At 67.5% G+C, this 18,763-nt stretch carries 17 protein-coding genes; 5 read left to right on the top strand and 12 right to left on the bottom strand.

Annotated elements, in window-relative coordinates; translation table 11 throughout:
• Positions 1-78 precede the first annotated feature (78 nt).
• Together greA and BN1186_RS05575 are read right to left on the bottom strand one after the other, a co-directional pair.
• Positions 79-582, bottom strand: a complete 504-nt coding sequence (gene greA / locus BN1186_RS05580) for a transcription elongation factor GreA (protein ID WP_040283099.1) — start codon at positions 580-582, stop codon at positions 79-81.
• Between the two features lie 12 nt (positions 583-594).
• A complete protein-coding gene (locus BN1186_RS05575; RefSeq protein ID WP_040283098.1) occupies positions 595-993 on the bottom strand; it encodes a DUF4307 domain-containing protein in 399 nt (132 codons plus the stop codon).
• A gap of 62 nt (positions 994-1,055) precedes the next feature.
• Between BN1186_RS05575 and mca the strand changes: the two genes are divergently transcribed.
• Positions 1,056-1,952: a mycothiol conjugate amidase Mca gene (gene mca / locus BN1186_RS05570; protein WP_040283097.1), complete on the top strand. Its 897-nt coding sequence runs from the start codon at positions 1,056-1,058 to the stop codon at positions 1,950-1,952.
• A gap of 4 nt (positions 1,953-1,956) precedes the next feature.
• Here the strand turns inward: mca and BN1186_RS05565 are convergent, their stop codons facing one another.
• The gene (locus BN1186_RS05565) at positions 1,957-2,490 is read right to left on the bottom strand and encodes a rhomboid family intramembrane serine protease (RefSeq protein ID WP_139650922.1); all 534 of its coding nucleotides are present in this window, start codon (positions 2,488-2,490) and stop codon (positions 1,957-1,959) included.
• A 117-nt stretch (positions 2,491-2,607) separates the two neighbouring features.
• Between BN1186_RS05565 and BN1186_RS05560 the strand changes: the two genes are divergently transcribed.
• Positions 2,608-4,617 carry a thioredoxin domain-containing protein gene (locus BN1186_RS05560; protein WP_040283096.1) on the top strand — a complete coding sequence of 670 codons (2,010 nt, stop codon included), beginning with the start codon at positions 2,608-2,610 and terminating at the stop codon, positions 4,615-4,617.
• 153 nt (positions 4,618-4,770) lie between these two features.
• Here the strand turns inward: BN1186_RS05560 and BN1186_RS05555 are convergent, their stop codons facing one another.
• Positions 4,771-5,208, bottom strand: a complete 438-nt coding sequence (locus tag BN1186_RS05555; RefSeq protein WP_040283095.1) for a hypothetical protein — start codon at positions 5,206-5,208, stop codon at positions 4,771-4,773.
• Positions 5,209-5,264: 56 nt separating this feature from the next.
• A complete protein-coding gene (locus tag BN1186_RS05550; protein WP_040283094.1) occupies positions 5,265-5,888 on the bottom strand; it encodes a GIY-YIG nuclease family protein in 624 nt (207 codons plus the stop codon).
• A gap of 242 nt (positions 5,889-6,130) precedes the next feature.
• Between BN1186_RS05550 and BN1186_RS05545 the strand changes: the two genes are divergently transcribed.
• Genes BN1186_RS05545 through BN1186_RS05535 form a run of 3 tightly spaced genes read left to right on the top strand, consistent with a single transcriptional unit; the run spans position 6,131 to position 9,355 of the window.
• Entirely contained in the window at positions 6,131-6,904 is a 774-nt protein-coding gene (locus tag BN1186_RS05545; RefSeq protein WP_052459833.1) for an ABC transporter ATP-binding protein, read from the top strand.
• Positions 6,901-7,998 (top strand): COG1361 S-layer family protein, encoded by a 1,098-nt coding sequence (locus BN1186_RS05540; protein WP_040283093.1) that lies wholly within the window; start codon positions 6,901-6,903, stop codon positions 7,996-7,998. The genes BN1186_RS05545 and BN1186_RS05540 overlap by 4 nt, the downstream gene beginning before the upstream one ends.
• Positions 7,999-8,053: 55 nt before the next feature.
• The gene (locus tag BN1186_RS05535) at positions 8,054-9,355 is read left to right on the top strand and encodes an ABC transporter permease (protein WP_180349025.1); all 1,302 of its coding nucleotides are present in this window, start codon (positions 8,054-8,056) and stop codon (positions 9,353-9,355) included.
• Between the two features lie 576 nt (positions 9,356-9,931).
• On the opposite strand, the gene BN1186_RS05530 is transcribed toward BN1186_RS05535, so the two are convergent.
• From BN1186_RS05530 to BN1186_RS05500, 7 genes are all read right to left on the bottom strand, one after another.
• The gene (locus BN1186_RS05530) at positions 9,932-13,171 is read right to left on the bottom strand and encodes a family 20 glycosylhydrolase (RefSeq protein ID WP_139650866.1); all 3,240 of its coding nucleotides are present in this window, start codon (positions 13,169-13,171) and stop codon (positions 9,932-9,934) included.
• Positions 13,172-13,207: 36 nt separating this feature from the next.
• The gene (locus BN1186_RS05525) at positions 13,208-14,650 is read right to left on the bottom strand and encodes a sulfatase family protein (RefSeq protein WP_052459831.1); all 1,443 of its coding nucleotides are present in this window, start codon (positions 14,648-14,650) and stop codon (positions 13,208-13,210) included.
• Entirely contained in the window at positions 14,647-15,798 is a 1,152-nt protein-coding gene (locus BN1186_RS05520; RefSeq protein WP_074436943.1) for an aliphatic sulfonate ABC transporter substrate-binding protein, read from the bottom strand. Before BN1186_RS05520 ends, BN1186_RS05525 begins: the two co-directional genes overlap by 4 nt.
• Before the next feature lie 23 nt (positions 15,799-15,821).
• Positions 15,822-16,583 (bottom strand): ABC transporter ATP-binding protein, encoded by a 762-nt coding sequence (locus tag BN1186_RS05515; RefSeq protein WP_040283090.1) that lies wholly within the window; start codon positions 16,581-16,583, stop codon positions 15,822-15,824.
• Entirely contained in the window at positions 16,583-17,425 is an 843-nt protein-coding gene (locus BN1186_RS05510) for an ABC transporter permease (protein WP_040283089.1), read from the bottom strand. Before BN1186_RS05510 ends, BN1186_RS05515 begins: the two co-directional genes overlap by 1 nt.
• Positions 17,422-18,018 (bottom strand): PadR family transcriptional regulator, encoded by a 597-nt coding sequence (locus BN1186_RS05505; RefSeq protein WP_052459830.1) that lies wholly within the window; start codon positions 18,016-18,018, stop codon positions 17,422-17,424. Before BN1186_RS05505 ends, BN1186_RS05510 begins: the two co-directional genes overlap by 4 nt.
• Positions 18,019-18,124: 106 nt before the next feature.
• A complete protein-coding gene (locus BN1186_RS05500) occupies positions 18,125-18,550 on the bottom strand; it encodes an ankyrin repeat domain-containing protein (protein ID WP_246043247.1) in 426 nt (141 codons plus the stop codon).
• Positions 18,551-18,763: the final 213 nt, after the last annotated feature.

Genomic DNA, 18,763 nt, shown 5'->3' with positions numbered 1-18,763 from the left:
GCAGACGCCCGGCTGGAAACTCCAGCCGGGCGTCTGCAACAAACGGTGTCCAGGGGCGGGGCCCCACAGGTGGATAGGTCAGAGGGTTTCGACCTTCTTGATCACGACCATCAGTTCCTTGCCGTTGGGTGTGGTGTAGCGCACCTCGTCGCCGACCTTGGCGCCGGTGATGGCCGAGCCCATGGGCGACTGCGGCGAGAAGACGGTGTGCTCCACCGAATCGTCTGTGCCGAGCACCTCGCGGGAGCCGAGGAGGAACGTGTCGGTGTCGTCATCGTCGCCGTCGTAGGCGACCGTGATGAGCTTGCCGGGCACGACCTCGTCCTTGTCGCCCTCCGGTTCGCCAACCTGGGCGCGGCGCAGCAGATCCTCCAGTTGGCGGATGCGGCCTTCCATCTGTCCCTGTTCCTCGCGCGCGGCGTGGTAGCCGCCGTTCTCGGACAGGTCGCCCTCTTCGCGGGCAGCAGCGATCCGTGCGCTCACTTCTTCGCGGCCCACGGTCCTGAGCTCGTTCAACTCGGCCTCGAGGTTGTCGTAGGCCTCCTGGGTGAGCCACACCACTTCAGTAGCTGTTTCGGACATTGAACCAGCCTATCAGCCGGCCAAGCGGCAACCGTCGATTCGGATCGCCGTGGCTTCCTTCGTCGTCTTCAGGCTCACGTCCATGGTGGTGAGTTCCTCGGTGCCGGGAGGGACCTCGACGATGCGCTCGGCGACTGTCTCGTAGCTCTCGGCCTGCGCGTACATCCGGCACTCGGCGGCCTGCGTCGGGTCCTTGCGCTGCACGACAAGCTCAGCGGTGATCTCCGTGGCCGACGGCACCTCGAACCCGCGGATCATCGCCACCACATCCGGGTTGGAGTTGCGCAGGCCCGAGATGATCACCAGCACGATCGCGGTCAGCACCGCCACTGCGGCGAGCCCGCCGAGGAGGTAATCGGCGGGGCTGGCCTTGGGGTAGCGGGCCTTGATGCGGGCTTCGTCGGTGGTCACGGACCCCATTGTGCCTGAGATGACCACTTGGCTATCGGCTGGGGCACGGCACAATACAGATCATGCCTGACTCCGGAGCCCCCCAGTTGCGGTTGCTGCACGTCCACGCCCATCCCGACGACGAGTCGAGCAAGGGCGCGGCGACCACGGCGAAGTATGTCGCCGAGGGTGTCAAGGTGATGGTGGCCACCTGCACCGGGGGAGAGCGCGGCTCGGTGCTCAACCCCAAGTTGGCCGGCGATCCCGAGATTGAGCGCAACATCGCCGAGATCCGCCGCGACGAGATGGCCCGCGCCCGCGACATCCTCGGCATCGAGCAGGTGTGGCTGGGCTACGTCGACTCCGGGCTGCCGGAGGGCGACCCCCTCCCGCCGCTGCCCAGAGGCTGTTTCGCGCTGGAGGACGTCAAGGAGGCGGCCGGACGGCTGGTGAAGGTCATCCGCGACTTCCGCCCCCACGTCATCACCACCTACGACGAGCAGGGCGGCTACCCCCACCCGGATCACATCCAGTGCCACCACATCACGCTCGAGGCGTTCAAGGCGGCAGCCGATTCCTACCAGTGGCCGGAGCACGGCACGCCCTGGCAGGCCGCCAAGCTGTACTACCACATGAGCTTCCACCGCCGTCGCTACGAGCAACTCGAGGCCGCGATGCACGAGCACGGCCTGGAGTACCAGGTGCCCACCCGCGACAACGACCCGTACTCCTACGGCCGCCTCACCACCTTCGTCCCGTGCGCAGACTACTTCCACGTGCGCGACGAGGCATTGCGTGCGCACGCCACCCAGGTGGATCCGGACGGCCCGTGGTTCGCCGTACCGCTGCCGATTCAGAAGATGGGGTGGCCGACGGAGGACTACCAGTTGGTGGTCTCCAAGGTGCCCACGATGATCCCCGAGGACGACCTGTTCGCAGGCCTTCGCCCCGACAAGCTGGTGCCGGAGTTCATGATCTGAGGGGTCAGCCCCCGTGGCGCTGCTTCTTCGAGTGCAGCAGATACGCGGCCAGCACACCACCGACGGCGCCACCCAGGTGGCCCTGCCAGCTCACGCCCGGCGTCCCCGGCAGCACCCCGAGCAGCACGGTGCCGTAGATGGCGAAGACCACCACGGCCAACAGGATCTGCGACGGCTTCTTCGTGAAGATGCCGCGCACCAGCAGGTAGGTGAGGTAGCCGAAGACCACGCCTGACGCGCCGGCGGTGATCGTGCCGGGCGCGGCGAGCAGCCACGCCGTCAGGCCGGAGACGACGGTGCTTACCACGGTGGTCACCACGAAGCGGGCCACCCCGGACAGGTAGGTCAGCACGCCCAGCACCAGGAAGGGCACCGAGTTGCTGATGAGGTGGGCCCACCCGAAGTGCAGGAACGGGGACCACAGGATGTTGGGCAGATCCGAGGCCTGGCGAGGCTCGATGCCGAAGGCGTCGAGGGAGTTGAGCGTCACCGAGTCGATGGCCTCGAGCACCCACATCACGGCGAGCAGCCCGCCCACCACGAGCAGGGCGCTGGCGAACGGGGAACGACTGGTGCGGGTTTCGCTCATGCTTCCATTGTGGCCGATGGGGCGGCCAGGACAACCCTCAGACCGGACCAGATACGCTTGGGCACCATGGTCAACCGCCTCGCCGAATCCTCCAGCGACTACCTGCGCCAGCACTCCCACCAACTCATCGACTGGTGGGAGTTCACCGACGACGCGCTGGCCTCGGCGCGTGAACTCGACCGCCCCATCCTTCTGTCTGTCGGCTACGCCGCGTGCCACTGGTGCCACGTGATGAGCGCCGAATCGTTCGATGATTCGGAGGTCGCCGCCTTCATCAACGAGCACTTCGTGGCCATCAAGGTGGACCGCCAGCAGCGCCCCGATGTCGACGCCGTCTACATGCTGGCCACGCAGGCCATGAACAACGGGGCGGGCGGGTGGCCCATGACCGCGTTCCTCACCCCGGAGGGCAAGCCGTTCTTCACCGGCACCTACTTCCCGCCGCAGGCTTCGCCGGGGCAGCCGTCGTTCATGCAGGTGCTGCAGGCGATGGCCGACGGGTGGCACAGCCGTCGCGACAAGATGCGGGGCTCCGCGGACTACCTGGCGCAGGTGCTCGCCGCCCGCGACGACTCGGTCGCCGACACCGCGCCCGACACGCGCGAGGCGATCGACGCCGTCGAACACTCCTTCGACGTCCTCCACGGCGGCTTCGGCACGCAGCCGAAGTTCCCCAACCCAACGCTCATCGACGCGCTGCTGGTCAAGGGGGATCCCCGTTCCCTCGAGTTGGCGCATCGCTCGCTGGAACACATGGCCCGAGGCGGCATCTACGACCAGGTGGGCGGCGGCTTCCACCGTTACTCTGTCGACGCCGGCTGGGTGGTGCCGCACTTCGAGAAGATGCTCTACGACAATGCGCTCCTGCTGGGCACCTACGTGCGGGGCTGGCGCCGCACCGCCGATCATGACGCCGGCCTGCGCGCGCTGTTCGAGCGCACCGCCTACGGCATCGTCGAGTGGCTGGAGCGCGAGATGGTCAGCGATCAGGGCGGCTTCATCTCGGCGCTCGACGCGGACTCGTGCGACATCCGCGGCGCAGTGCACGAGGGGATCTTCTACCTGTGGAACCCGGAACTGCTCACCGACGCGCTGGGTGAGGAGCTGGGCGACTGGGCTGGCGAGGTGTTCCACGTCACCAAGGGCGGCACCTTCGAGGACGGCCTTTCCACCCTGCAGCTGCGCGGACGACCGGATTTCGCGCGCCTGGAGGAGGTCGCGGCCACGCTGCTCGCGGAGCGCGAGACCCGCTTCCGTCCGGCCTCGGACAACATCGTGGTGGCCGCCTGGAACGGCTGGATGATCTCCTCGCTGGTCACCGGCGCCCTGATCTTCAACGAGAAGGGATGGCTCGAGCTGGCCCTGCGCGCCGCAGAACACCTGGCCGAGGTGCACGTCTTCGACGGGGGGCTCCGCCGCACCTCGCGCGAGGGCGTGGCGGACGCGGCCGTCGGCGGCGCAGACGACTTCGGCGCGGTCGCCGAAGCGTTCGCCCTCCTCGCGGGGGCCACCGGCGACGCCCAGTGGCTGCGCCGGGCCGAGGCGCTCGTCGAGAAGGCAGACGAACTGTTCAGCCACCCCGACGGCGGGTTCTACGACGCGGTGGACGCCGGCCTCTTCGATCGCCCGCGCTCCCTGACCGACAACGTCACCCCCAGCGGCACGTCCGCACTGGTGGCGGCGCTGCGGATCGTCGGCGCGCTGGCGGAACGCCCCGAACTCGTCGAGTGCGCCGACCGGGCCGCCCGCACCACCTGGGCCACCGTCGCCGAGAACCCCCGCTTCGCGGGCGCAGCGCTGGGGGACCTGCTGATCGCCGACGAGGCCCGGCGCGGCCTGAAGCCCGCGGTCGCCGTCGTCGTGGGCGAGGACCCGTTCAGCGAACTGGCACGCGCGTCCTGGCGGCTGGCCCCTGCCGGCTCCTACGTGGTCACCGCACCGGAGGGTGCCGAGGGATGGGGTTCGCACCTCGAGCAGCGCGCCGAGGGCTTCGTCTACGTGTGTCGCGGCACGGTCTGCTTCGACCCGGTCGACGACTACAACCACCTCAAGACGCCACTGTGGAGCAGGGTCTGACATGACACGCCACCTGAACTGGGCCGATGGCACCTGGACGAGGATCCCCGCGGCGGTGCGCGAGGAAGGCGGTGACCTGCTCGCGTGGTGACCAACCCGTTCTCCGACTGGTCGACGGCTTCCGCAGACGCCTCGATCCACTGACGGGGCGGCTCAGAGGAAGGCCAGGTCCGTCCTGGCGACGGTGTAGCCCTCGGAGCGCAGATCCTCGGCGACATCCTCGGCGTACTCGCCGGGCAGCACCAGCGCGTCGCCCTTCAGCGAGGTGATGGAGCCGTCGTACTTGAGGATCAACGACTTGGGGAACCACTCCAGCATCCGCGCCTGCAGCCAGGTGGGGTAGTAGCGGTCCGCGACGCCGGGGATCGCGTCGGCGTTGAAGGCTTCGTCCGGGTCGATCTCGTCGAGCGTGCGGCCGAGGTTCTTCTCCACGAGGTACTGGTACTCGAACGGATCCATGAGGTCTTTGAACTCGCCCCAGGTGGTGGCGTTGTTCAGCGCGCGGCGGATGCGCGCCACCGTGTGCGCCTCATCCCGGCGGGCGAAGACGGCCTGCCCGAACTCGTTGTTGGTGGTGAAGAGAATCTCCATGTGCCGCTCCTGTCGCCGTGGACCCAGGCTAACGCACTGTCAACTGCAGGTTGGCCTCAGACCGCGACCTTGATCTCGCAGTCGTCGCACCAACCGGAGGCCAGCGGCACCTGGATGAAGCACGACGGGCAGATGAGGTTCTTCGGAGTGACGCGCTCGGCATCGTATGTGCGCGGCTTGACCAGTTTGGGTTTCGGGGCCGTCTTCGGGGCGGTGGCCGACGGCGCGGCGGGCTCCGCGGCCACGCGCGTGGCCTTGGGGCGGGTGAGCTTGTTGCCCATCGGGTCGAACTCGGCGATCAGCTGCTCGGCCACCTCGGCCGCGTCCTCGGCGGACGTCTCGGGCCGCCACCAGAAGGAGACGCGGTGCTCCGCCTTGTACGCCGCGTTCATCAGGTTGTTGATCTTGGCCGCACCCTCGTCGGTGGTGGAGGCGGTGACGGAGGTGAAGTCGCCGCGCTGGTGCGCGACCAACGACAGGTCATCGGTATGGCCCACGAAGATCACCTTGTCGGTGACCACCCAGGCGAAGACTCCGGGGGTGGCGCCGGGGATGGTTTCCACCTCGAGTTGGCAGAACGGGCCGGCCTTCGGGGCTATGGGAATGCGGAGGTCCCAATCGCTCACCTTGACCCTGCTGGATTCAAATTCAAGATCCGTCAACTGGTTCGTCTGCCGCATGGCGTTCCTCCCGCATCAGCGACCTTTGGGCCGCCGGTCCCACGATAAACCTCCGGAGAGGGTCACGTCATGTTGACTGCGTGTCGCGGGGGTAGCCGCCCTCCACGTCAGACCTGGGACCATGGCGGCTCCGACCTTCGTCCATACCTTTCATGACCCGGGCGAACACCCATCCTGCAGGGAGCCGGGACGGCTATCTTTCTCGCAAGCGACAGTCGCTCACGAGCCGCGAGGAGGTGTCCATGACAGCTCAACAGAACCGACCACCGCTGCCGGCCGTAGGCGAACCGCTGGTCCAGACCCGCGACCTGAGCAAGATCTTCCGCGTGGGCGACACCCGCGTCGTCGCGCTGAACAGGATCAACCTCACCATTCCCCGCGGCAGTTTCACCGCCGTCGTGGGCACCTCGGGCTCCGGGAAGTCCACCCTGCTCAACATGCTCGGCGGGCTGGAGAAGCCGACGGCGGGGGAGGTCTTCGTGGCGGGCCAGCCGCTGCACCGGTTCAACCAGTCGCAACTGGTCACCTACCGGCGCGAGCAGGTGGGATTCATCTTCCAGTCGTTCAACCTGCTGCCGCAGCTGACAGCCATCGACAACGTCGCGCTCCCGCTCACGTTCCGGGGCATCCCCAAACGCGCCAGGCAGGCACGGGCCCGCATGATCCTGACGCAGCTCGGCCTGGCCGGACACCTGCACCACAAGCCCGGCCAGATGTCCGGTGGCCAGCAGCAGCGCGTCGGCATCGCCCGGGCGCTGGCCGTGCAGCCCACGCTGGTCTTCGCCGACGAACCCACCGGAAACCTCGATTCCCGCACCTCGGAGGAGACGCTCAGCCTCTTCCGCACGGTCATCCGCCGCTTCCAGCAGACGTGGATCATGGTGACCCACGACCGCCACCTGGCCTCGTTCGCCGACACCATCGTCAGCATCGGCGACGGCCAGATCACCGACATCACCCAGACGGAACACGCCCAGACGGAGCCCGCCGTCGCCAACCAGAAGGTCGCGCCATGAAGAACCTCCACCGCCTGATGATCGTGCTCATGACGGTGTTCAGCCTGAGCCTCATCCCGCTGGCCAGCGCGGCCGGCGATCCCGCCACCGACGGCGGGGTCCTCGGCGACGGCACGGCCGACCCCGGCGCCGCGGAGCCGGGCGCGGCGCCCGGCAGCGGAGGCGCGGCCGCCGATCCCGGCTCGTCCCCGGCCATCCCCGGCGTCTCGACCCCGCGGGTGATCCTCTCCGGCTTCACCAGCAACCCTGCGGAGGTGCAGGCAGGGGAGGACTTCCAGGTCACGTTCACGCTGCACAACACGTCGCGTCGCACCCGGGTGCAGAACATGAAGGTGACGCTCAGTTCCGACGCGGCGTTCCTGCCGGCCAACGGCTCATCGTCGATGTTCATCAACCGCATCGGCGCCGATCAGATCGAGACCGGCACCATGAACTTCCACTCGCTGCCGTCGCTGGAGGAGCGGCCCTATCAGCTGACCATCAGCATCGAGTACGAGGACACCGACGCCAACGCCTACTCCGCGCAGGAGGTGGTGGCCATCCAGGTCAAGCACAACATCCGCGCCGACGCCTCGGTGCCGCAACTGAACCCGCAGCAGCTCACCACGGGGCAGGAGGCGTCACTGACCTTCAACATCTTCAACCAGGGCAAGACCAAGCTCTACAACGCCAAGGCCACCGTCGCCGAGGGCCAGCCGGTGTCGGCACCCGAGGTGTTCATCGGCACCATCGATCCCGGCACCTCCGGGGCCGTGGACATGACCATCCAGGCGATGGAGGAGGGCACCGGCCCGGTCACCGTCACCGTGTCCTATGAGGACGTGGAGGGCAATGTCAGCACCATGGACAAGACCGTCGAGGTGGCCGTCAACGCGCCCATGCCCATGGAGGAGCCGGGCGCGTACCAGGAGGGGCCGGTGGAGGAACCGGGCGCGGCCTTCCCGCTGGTGCCCGTGCTCGTGGGCGCAGGCCTGCTGCTCCTGCTGATCGTGGCGCTGCTCGTGCGCCGTCGCCGCCGCAGGAGGGCCGAGGCCGAAGACATGGAGTCGCTCGCCGCGCTCGGCGAGCCCCTCATCGGCCCCGACGCGCGCTGAGCCCATGCGCTGGTCCGACCTTCTCGCGACAAGCTTCGCGAGCCTGCGACAGCGGTTGTTCCGCACGTCGCTGACCGTGCTCGGGGTGCTCATCGGCACCACCGCCGTCATCGTGATGGTGTCGCTGGGGGTGGGGCTGTCGTCGAGCTTCACCTCCCAGTTCCAGAACATCAACCTGAGGCAGGTCTCCGTCCACGGGCCGGCGGCGCCGGAACAGGCCACGCCCGGCATGCCCACCAAGATGAACGACGCCTTCAAGACCTACCTGGAGGCGGTGCCCGGCGCCCAGGCGGTGTGGCCCGTCTACAGCGCGGAGATGGAGTTCAGCATCGGCGGCTCCAGCATGAACATGTCCGTCACAGGCCTGCCCGCCGAGGCGTTTCCGCACATGGACCTGCCCCTGGCGTGGGGCGAACTACCCCGCAGAGGCACCTTCGGCCTGCTGCTCGGCGACATGTTGGCCTCCCAATTCTGGGACGAGAACACCGGCATGCCCCTTGAGGTGGACTTCCGCACCCAGACCGTATTCGGCACCCTGACGAGCTGGGGCGAGTACGGGCCCGTTCCCCTCGACGGTGGCGGCGAGGGCGATGATCCCTCGGCGCCACCGAAGCCGGCCAAGCGGCACATCCTCCCCATCGTCGGTGAGCTGTACAACGAGAACGAGGACCAGTGGGGGCCCAACTCGATGATGGTGTGGGCGGACCTCGACGCTTTGATCACATGGATGCAGAAGGCGCTGCCCGGGAAGGCGCTGCCCAACCAGCCGGCCACCTCCGATGGGAAGCCGTTGGGTAAGGAGTTCATCTACAGCGAGTTCCGCGTGCTCACGGAGGATCCCGAGGCCGCCGAGGCGATGCTCAATACCCTGCGTGAGCAGGGCATCCAGGCCTCCGCCGAGGTGGAGTGGATCCGGCAGGCCCAGGGACAGGCCGTCATGATCCAGGCCGTGTTCGGCGGCATCGGCTTCATCTCGCTGCTTGTGGCGGCCATCGGCATCGCCAACACCATGATGATGAGCGTCTATGAGCGCACCAAGGAGATCGGCATCATGAAGGTGATGGGAGCGGCGCTGGGCGACATCCGCAAGATGTTCCTCATCGAGTCGGCCACCATCGGCTTCTGGGGCGGCGTGCTGGGCCTGCTGCTCTCCCTGGCCGTGTCCGCGGTACTCAACGCGACCCTGGGGTCCGCGATGGGCGACGTGGGCGGTGGTGCCGGGCAACTGTCGGTGATCCCGCTGTGGTTGATGGTGGGCGCCGTCGCCTTCGCGACGTTGATCGGCACCCTGGCCGGGATGATCCCCGCGCAGCGGGCGATGAAGCTCAGCCCCCTGGCCGCCATCCGCGCCGAGTAACGGTCTCTGAGCGTCGCGCGCCGCGCGGCGACGAAGGCACCGAAGCCGATCCGACACCTCAACCATATCGGGTGTGCGCCGCCGAGGATGAGGGATGAAGGACGCGAGTGTTGCCCGTACGCGTGGACGGCGACGCTCAGCTGTCGCGTCCCGGCGTGGCCTCGAAACTCGCGTCCTTCATCCCCCACCCTCGGCTTCAGCGCTTCTGCGCGGCCTGAACTCGACCCCGAAACCGTTGCTGGCCCGGTTGCCGGAGCGTCCGGTGTCGGGGTGCGTTGCTGTTACGTGGCGTTGTCGGGCAACTAGGGACCTGGGTGGGGTCCGGTGCCGGAGAAGCACTTGCGTACCCCCGACCCCGGCCACTCCTTCACGTTCCGCTGGTCCTTGAGCGTTCGCCTGCGAGCTTGTGAGCCAGCGGACGACGCTTGTGCTGAGCCTGTCCCAGCGCGAAGCGCCGGACAGGTCGAAGTAAAGGGCCCCCGCAGCCGATCTGACACCCTAACCCCTGGGGTCAAGGTCATAGTCATGCTGCGGGGGCCCTTCGTCGCCGCGCGGGGCGCGACGCTCAGGGGCCAACTACTCGAACATCACGATGTTGTTGAACATCCACTCGTTGTTCTGCGAGAACACGTAGCCGCCCTCGGGCTTCGCGGTGGCCTTGTAGACCGTCACGAACGTGTAGGAGCGGCAGCCGTTGCGGCCGGTGCGAGCGGTGTCGCATTCGGTCTTCCACTGGCGCTGGTCCGTGGTGGCGGCCCATTCGCCGGTGTTGGCGAGGGGGTTGGCGCCCCAGGCCTCGCGGGTCATGTAGGGCAGGTAGGTGAGGTTGTTAAACGCCCAGCCGTCCTTGCGGACGAACTGACCGTTCTCGATCACCACGATGGTGGCCCAGATGTCGGTGCGGCACCGCTCGGTCTGCGAGTAGGGCTCGCAGGTGGTGTTCCAGTCACGACCGTTGAGGTTCCGGTGCAGCCCGGCCAGGGTGTACGGCGCCGTGCGGACGTACTTCTTCACAGGAGGCGTCGTGGGCTGCTGCGTGGGGTCGTCCGTGGGGTCTGCGGTCGGCTCGTCGGTCGGTTCCGTCGGGGTGGGCTTCGTCGTCACCGTCAGCGTGAAGCTGCGGGTGGCGGTGCCGCCGTTGCCGTCATCGACGGTCACGGTGACGGTGTGGTCGCCCACCGCGTCGGTGGTGCCGGAGATCAGGCCGGTGGCCCCATCGATGGCCAGCCCAGCGGGCAGGCCGTCAGCGGAATAGGTGAGGGCGTCGCCGTCGGGATCGGTGGCGACCACCTGGATCGAGACAGCGGCACCCGCCTGGAAGACGGCGTTGCCCAGGGTGGCGAGGGTGGGAGCCTCATTGGCAGCGGCCACCGTGATGGGCAGCTGCGCCGTCTTGGTGGCGCCCTTGCCCGTGACCGTGATGGTGGCGGTGTGTTCACCGACGGGGAGAGCCTCGTCGGTGGTGAGCACGAAGATCGAGTTGACCTGACGGTCGTCGAACTTGGCGCCCACGCCATCCTTGTAGATCCGCTCAGCGGTGGCGTCGAGCGTGATGGTCTCGCCGCCGATCTCGAGGGTGGCGCTGACATCGGCATCGGTGGCGTTGGGCAGCGAGGCCCAGCCCACCACACCCGGCGCCTCGTCCTCGGCCAGCTCGGGAAGTACCGCGCCGCGGACGTCGAGTTCCCAGGTGCCGTCCGACGGGAAGAAGTTGCGGCCCTCCACCGTCAGGGCGGTGCCCAGGGTGGTGAGACGTTCACGGAAATCAGCGATGGTGCGCTCTCCCTGGGGAGTCCACCCCACCTCGGCGGTGGCCATCAGGCGGGGGTACATGAGGTACTCCAGCGAGTTCAGGCTGCGGATGTGCTCCTGCCAGATGGCGGCGGAAACACCCAGCACCGAGGCCTCGGCGACGCCGGCCTGCGCAGTGGGGTTCCAGTTGTAGAACTGGTTGATGCCGCAGCCGCCGCCACCGCAGGCCCACGCGGGACCGAGGATGCCGGGGCCGGGGACCTGAGGCAGGTAGGCGTTGCCGGCCGGCGACATGACGATCTTCATATCGCGGGTGTTGATCAGGGTGCGGGCCGTGGCGCTCACGCCGCCCACCCAGTGGTGGATGACCGAACCGTCAGGCATCTGCTCGGGAGCCTGGTTGAACGCCTCGTTCCACGCCATGGGGATGGCGCCCAAGTCTTCAACGATGCCGGTGGTGCGCTCCATGTAAGTGCGGTAGGCGGCATCAGAGGTGTTGTGCGACTCGTCGCCGCCGATGTGGAAGTAGCGCTCACCGTTGACCAGGGTGGCGTTGTCCTCGATGAGCTGCTTGAACACGTGACGCATGAACGTGTAGGTCAGTTCGTTGCCCGCATCCAGGCTGGACTCGCCCACGCTGGTGTTGGTGATGGGCGGCGCCACCGTCTGGCCCTCGGTCAGGCGCGGGTAGCTGCCCTCGGAGTTGAGCTCGGGGATGGCGTGCAGGATCGCGTTGGAGTGGGCCGGGCCGTCGATCTCGGGGACGACGGCGATGTGCCGCTCGTCGGCGTAGGCGATGATCTCGGCGAACTCGTCGGCGTCGTAGAAGCCGGTGCGGCCCGGGAGGTCGGTCCACTGCGTGGTGGCGACGGCGGTGGCGCCGGAGCGCAGCGCCAGCAGCGAGTAGTCGATGGGGTCGCCCTCCACCTTGCCCTCGTTGCTGATCGCGATGCGCCAGCCTTGGTCGTCGCTCAGGTGCCAGTGCAGCACGTTGAGCTTGTGCGCCGACATCTCGTCGAGCACTTCCTTGATCTCGTCGACGGGCACGAAGCTGCGCGACACGTCGAACATGAAACCGCGGTACTGGTAGCGGGGGCCGTCCTCGATCTCGACGGCCGGCAGCGTCCATTCCTGGGCGACGGGCTCAGCCGAGCGGACCCACGGGCCCATGAGCTGCAGCAGCGTCTGCGCGCCGTAGAACAGGCCGGCCTGGGTGGGGGCCTCGACGGTCACGCCGTCGGAGGTCACCGTGAGGCGGTACTGCTCGTCGGTGAGGCCGGGTAGCTCGAGGCTGGTGTCCAGCTTGAAGGAGATGGCGTTGGCGGTGCCGGTGGCGGCAACGGTCAGCGGGAAGCCCGTAGCTGGCCGCGCCTCCTCGGCGAACTGCGCGGCGGTGGCCGCAGCTTCACCGGAGCCCACCACGACGGTGGCCTCGTCCAGCGTGAGGTCGCCCCCGTCGCCGGCGACGGAGACGGCCGGCTTCGGGATCACGTTGACCGACAGCGGCTCGACGATCTCGCCGTCGAGGGTGCCGAGCGCCTGGATCTCCCAGATGGAGACCGGCCATTGGGTCGACTTGGAGTTCACCTGCACCTTGAGATGCCGGTAGCCGGTCTCGGACAACTCGACGGTGGTCCAATCGGCGCGCACGCCTGCCAGGCCGCCCTCCAACTCCGTGAAGGTCGTACCGTCCACCGAGCCGAGCAGCGCATAGTCGGTTGCGAAGGTGTTGCCCCAACGGATCCGGACGCTCTCAAGCGTGGCGGGCGCGCCGAAATCGACGCTGACCCAGGCCGGGTCACCGGTGCCCGACCAGCGCGATGCGCTGGGCTCGTTGTGCACCGCGGGCGGAGTGGGATCCTCCGGGCCGATGTTGCCGTCGAACGCCCGCTCCGCAGCGAATCCGGCCTCCTGTCCGGAGGACTGCACGGGGCGGTCCAGCCCGAGGTTGACCGGCTCTGCGGAAGCGGTCTGTGCCGGTACGAAGGGGGTCAGCAGTAACAGGGCGGTCAGTACCGACGCGAAGCGAACCCCACGTCTCCTGGTAGTTCGGGTGATGGCCATGGTGTCGTCCAATCAGTCGAGAGTGTGTTGGTGACGTCAGATGCTCCAGTCGAGCCTGGGGGTGTCCGGCCCGGCGTAGGGGCGGTCGCCGTAGCGATCCTGGAGGCGGGCGAGCTCAGCTTCGAGTTCGGCACGGATCTCACGGTACGCGGGATCGTCGGCGACGTTGTTGAGTTCGGTGGGATCACTCACCAGGTCGTACAACTCGTACTCGCTGGGCAGTACCCTGCCGGAGGACCCGGGGGTGCCCAGGCCGTCGTTGTAGTAGTGGATGAACTTGTGGGTCCGGGTGCGCACGCCGTAGTGGGCGGGCGCGTGGTGCTCCGGGTCGTCGTGCTCCCAGTAGCGGTAGTACATCGACTCGGGCCAGCCCTCCACGTCTTCCCCACGCAGCAGGGCGCGGAAGCTCCGCCCCTGCTGCTGCGGCAGTTGCGCGGTGTCCTCGCCGCAGACATCCAGGAAGGTGGCGGCGAAATCCACGTTGGTGATCATCGCCTCGACGCGGGTGCCCGCATCGATCTCGGCGGGCCAGCGCACCAACATGGGCATCGTCAGCGACTCGTCGAACATGAGGCGCTTGTCGAACCAGCCGTGGTCGCCCAGGAAGAAGCCCTGGTCCGAGGTGTAGACCACCAGCGTGTTCTCGGCCAGGCCCTCGTCGTCGAGCCAGTCGAGGACGGTGCCCACCGAGTCGTCGATGGCCTGCACGGTGCGCAGGTAGTCGCTCATGTAGCGCTGGTACTTCCAGCGGCTGCGCTCCTCCCACTTGTCGTCTCCCTGCAGTTCCTGCGGCACGGGCTGCTTGACGTCGTTCTCCGTGAGGTCGTCGAGCGTCATCCGCGCCTCCTGCACCACCCGGCTCATCGACTCGTGGGTGTCCCACATCGTCTCCGGCTCGGGGATGGAGCCCTCGGGATAGAGGTCGTCGTGCCGCGGGTGCGGGACCCACGGGCGGTGCGGTGCCTTGTGGTGGACCAGCAGGCAGAACGGGCGGTCCCGGTCCACCTGCTCCAGGAAGCCGAGGCTGAGATCCGTGATGATGTCGGTGGCGTAGCCCTCGATCCGGCGCTCGCCCTCGGGCCCGTACATCAGCGGATCGTTGTACTCGCCCTGCGCGGGAAAGATCAGCCAGTCGTCGAAGCCCCGGGGGTTGGCCTTCTCGGTCACTCCCAGATGCCATTTGCCGTACAACGCCGTCTGGTAGCCCGCCTGCTGGAGCACCTGCGCGAACGTGGGCACCCGGTAATCAAACTCCGAGTAGATCGAGCAGGCCCGGTTGATGTGGCTGTAGGTGCCCGTCAGGATCGTCGCCCGAGACGGAGTGCAGATCGAGTTGGTGCAGTAGACGGCGTCCAACCGGGCACCCTCCTCCGCGAGACGATCGATGTGGGGGGTCCGGTTGACCACGCTGCCGTACGCCGAGATGGCGTGGGCAGCGTGGTCGTCCGACATGATGAAGACGACGTTGGGACGGGTCATGCCTGTTCGTATTCCTCTGCCAGCCAGTAGTCGCCCACCGCGGTGACCGATTCGGCCTTCTCAGCCTTGACGAACTCCTCGTTGAGGCCGGTCAGCCAACCCTCGATGGTGCCGTCGTTGGTGAGTTCGACGACCTGCTCAGCGGTGAAGATCTCGACGAACTCCTGCTCGCTGGAGATCGCGTCGGCCGGGGCCTTGATGAAGTCGGCCAGGAGGGTGTTGAGCTCCTCGCGGTTCCCGGCCGCCCAGGTGAACGCCTCCTTGCAGACGGCCTGGAACTTCTTCAGGACCTCGGGGCGGTCCGTGATGTCGGTGCCCGCCACCTGCGCGGCGAGGAACGCCAGGTCGTCGAAATCGGTGGACTTGGCCACCTCGACGAGATCCGGCACGTTGTTCTCGATGGTGGACACATGGGGGTACCAGATGCCCGCGGCGTCGATCTGCTTCGAGGTGAAGGCCGAGATGGTGGTGGGCGGGTCCATCGGGACGCGCTCAATGTCGTCGACGGTCATGCCGGCCTCTTCGAGGGCGAGGTTGAGCAGCATGTCGCCCGAGGTGCCCTCGGGGACGCCCACCTTCTTGCCGCGGAGGTCCTCCATGGAGTTGATGCCGGCCTGGGCGATGACGCGGTCTGCCGTGCCGCGGGAGTTGATGCTGACCACCTTGGCCTGGTTGCTCATGGGCAACCAGAGCGCGCCGAAGCCGATGTAGCCGAAATCGAGGTCGCCGGTGCTCAGTGCCTGGATCTGCAGTGGGCCGTTGGTGAAGGCCAGCGTGTTGGCGTTGAGGCCGTGCTTCTCCCACAGGCCCTGAGCGGCGGCCACCGCTACGAGCATGCAGCCGTTGCCGTCCTCGATGTAGCCCACGTTGATGTCGTCGACGGTGGTGGGGGCCTCGGCCGTCGTGGTCTCGCCGGCGGGGGCGGTGCCGTCGGTGGCGGGTCCGTCCGCCGTCGGGGAGGCGGGGGTGTCTGTGTCGTCGCCGCAAGCCGTGAGGACGGCTGCCCCCGCGAGGCTGGCGGCGCCGATCAACACATGGCCCGTCGGGGAGGCGGGGGTGTCTGTGTCGTCGCCGCAAGCCGTGAGGACGGCTGCCCCCGCGAGGCTGGCGGCGCCGATCAACACATGGCGTCGGGTGAAGTTGGACATGGTTTCTCCTTGGTTTCTAGGCGTCATTGCCTGTAGACGGCGTTCCACACTTGGTTCCTGAGCTCGGTGAACTCAGGTGAGAGGCGAAGATCATCATCACGGGGGTAGGGGAGATCGACGTCGATGATCTGATGGATGCGCCCGGGGCGGGCCGCCATCACGATGACCCGGTTTGCCAGGAACACCGCCTCGTCAACATCGTGGGTGATGAACATCACCGTGCGCTTCTCCTGGGACCACGTCTCCAGGAGCGCCGCCTGCATGTGTACCCGGGTCAGCGCGTCCAGCGCGCCGAAGGGCTCGTCCATCAGCAGGATCGACGGGTTGACGGCATAGGCGCGCGCGATCGCGCAGCGCTGCTTCATGCCGCCGGAGAGGTTCTTGGGGAGGGCGTCGGCGAACTGGGTGAGCCCGGTCAGTTCGAGCTGCCTGTCGGCGATCCTGCGGCGCTCGGCCTTGGGAATGTTCTGCAGTTCGAGACCGAACTCCACGTTCTTGCGCACCGTGAGCCACGGGAACAGCGCGTACTGCTGGAAGATGACGCCGCGCTCTGGGCCGGGGCCCTTCACCACTTTGCCGTCGACCCGGACCTCGCCGGAGGTGGGGTTCAGCAGGCCGGCCGCCTGGTTCATGATGGTGGACTTGCCGCAGCCCGAAGGGCCCACCACCGTGACGAACTCGTTGTCCGCGATGGTGAGGCTGAGTTCCGCGACGGCCGTGAAGGGTTTGCCGTTGAGTTCGAAGACCTGGGTGACCCTGTCGAAGACGATCTTGTCGTTGTCCATCAATGACGCTCCTGCCAACTGGTGAGGCGGTTGTCGAACCAGAGGATGATGCGGTCCATGATCAGGCCGAAGACGCCGATGGTGACCAGGCCGACGAAGATCGTGGAGATCTGGTAGTAGATCTGCGCGTTCTGCATCCGGTAGCCGACGCCCTCCTGGGCGGCGATCAGTTCAGCGGCCACCAGGGTGGCCCAGGCGGAACCGAGGCCCTGTCGAAGACCCACCATGATGAACGGGAGCGACGCGGGCACCGCGATGCGGCTGAAGATCGTCCAGTCTCCGGCACCCAGTACCCGGCCCGCGTTGATCATGGTCTTGTCGACGTTGACCACGCCCTGGAACGTGGCGATGATCGAGACGAGGAAGCTGGCGAGCGTGATGACGAAGACCTTCGGTACCTCGCCGATGCCGAGGAACACGATGGCCAGCGGAATGATCGCCAGCGGGGGGATGGTGCGGAAGAACTGTGTCCACGGCTCGATGATGGCGCGCACGGGCTTGTACCAGCCCATCGCGAAGCCCAGCGGGATGGCCAGGCCGGAGCCGATGAAGAAGCCCAGCAGCACGCGGCGCAGCGACGCGGCGATGTCCTTGATGAGTGTGCCGTCGCTGATGAGTTCCCAGGCGCGGACGGCGACCTCAGCCGGAGAGGGGAGGGTGGTCTGGAAGTGGGAACCCACCCACCACAGAGCGATGCCGCCGAGCACCGAGACCACGCTGAGCCACGCCCACGGGTTGCGCTCCTTCTTGAGCTTCGCCTCCGAGGTCTTAGCCGCAGCGGCCGGTGGTGGCGGTGGTCCTCCGGACACGCTCGGCGTGTAGCCCGGATCAGTGTCGGTCATGCGGTTGCCTCCCTGCTGCTGGCGGTACTGGTGGCGCGCACAAGTCGCTCCAGTTCGCGCTCCGTGGTTTCCAGCCAGCCGATGAACCATGAGGTGGTCTGCCAGCCGCGGTCCTTCGCCTTCGCGTCGAGATACTGCAGCCACTGCAGGTCGATTTCCGGGATGGGATCGGCGTTCTCGCTCGCGAGCGCGGTGTCCTCCGCCTGCCGCTGCCGACGGCGGAACTCGAGTTCGGTCCGGACGATCTCCAGGGCGTAGGTGGGGCCCAACTGCCCGGCGAACTGCAGGCGCACCGTGAAATCCGGCGCCATGGGACGTTCCGCGGGCTCGTAGGGCGAGGCGGCCCAGTCGAGCAGCGCCTGTCTCCCGGCGGGGGTGAGGCTGTACACCTTCGCGTCGGGGGCCGCGTCGCGCTGATCGACGGTGACGCTCAGCCAGCCCCTCTTCTGCAGATCCGCCAGGGAGCGGTAGATGGGCGTCATGGAGGGCTTGCGGCCGAGGAAGCGGCCGTCGATGCGCAGCCACTTACCGATGTCGTATCCGCTGGCTGGCCTACGCGCCAGTAACCCCAGCAGGGGATAGTCGGGCCTCATTGCTCCTCCTAGTACCAACGGGAGATAGTTTCGTGCCCTACGGCACACCTGTCAAGGGTTTTGCTATAACCAGCTGGAAAGAGTGAGCGTTTTGCGCGAGGTGGGGTCAGGAGGCGCCCAGGAGCGCGGCCGTCTCGTCGTAGCCCCGGCTCTGGGCATGCCCGAGGGCCGTGACGCCGTCGTTGTCGGCGATGCTGGGATCGGCCCCTGCGTCGAGCAGGATCTGCACGATCTCCTGATGTGCAGCGCCGCCGTCGCCCAGGATCACGGCCTCCAGCAATGCCGTCCAGCCCAGATTGTTGACGTGGTTGACGTCCATCCCCGGCAGCGTGGCGGCGAAGCGCACGTACTCGACATGGCCGCGCTCAGCGGCAGGAATGATCGAGATCCCGCCGTAGCGGTTCTTCCTGGTCTGGTCCGGGTCGCCGGCCAGAAGGACTTCGGCCATCTCGACGGAGCCGGTGACGACGGCGAGGTTGCCGTCTGTCGCCGCCTGGAGGAAGGTCTCGGGCTCAGGTGTGGTGATGGTCACGGCGGTCTCCTGTGAAGTCGGCGTTGGCGTGGCGTCAGCGTAGGGATTGGTGTCGAAAGGGAAGGGGCAGCGCTGGAGGTTGCGCTCGGCGTCGGCTCGGGCGTCGGCGCCGGCTCAGTCTGGGCGCATGCGGTCAGCGTCAGGACGGCGATGAGGCCGAGGCGGCGCATGCCTGCCAGCCTTTGCCCGACGTGAAGGGTGCCCCAGCCGTCG

Source organism: Tessaracoccus massiliensis, assembly GCF_000826065.2.
Taxonomy (GTDB): Bacteria; Actinomycetota; Actinomycetes; order Propionibacteriales; family Propionibacteriaceae; genus Arachnia; species Arachnia massiliensis_A.
This window is presented reverse-complemented; position numbering and strand designations above follow the sequence as displayed.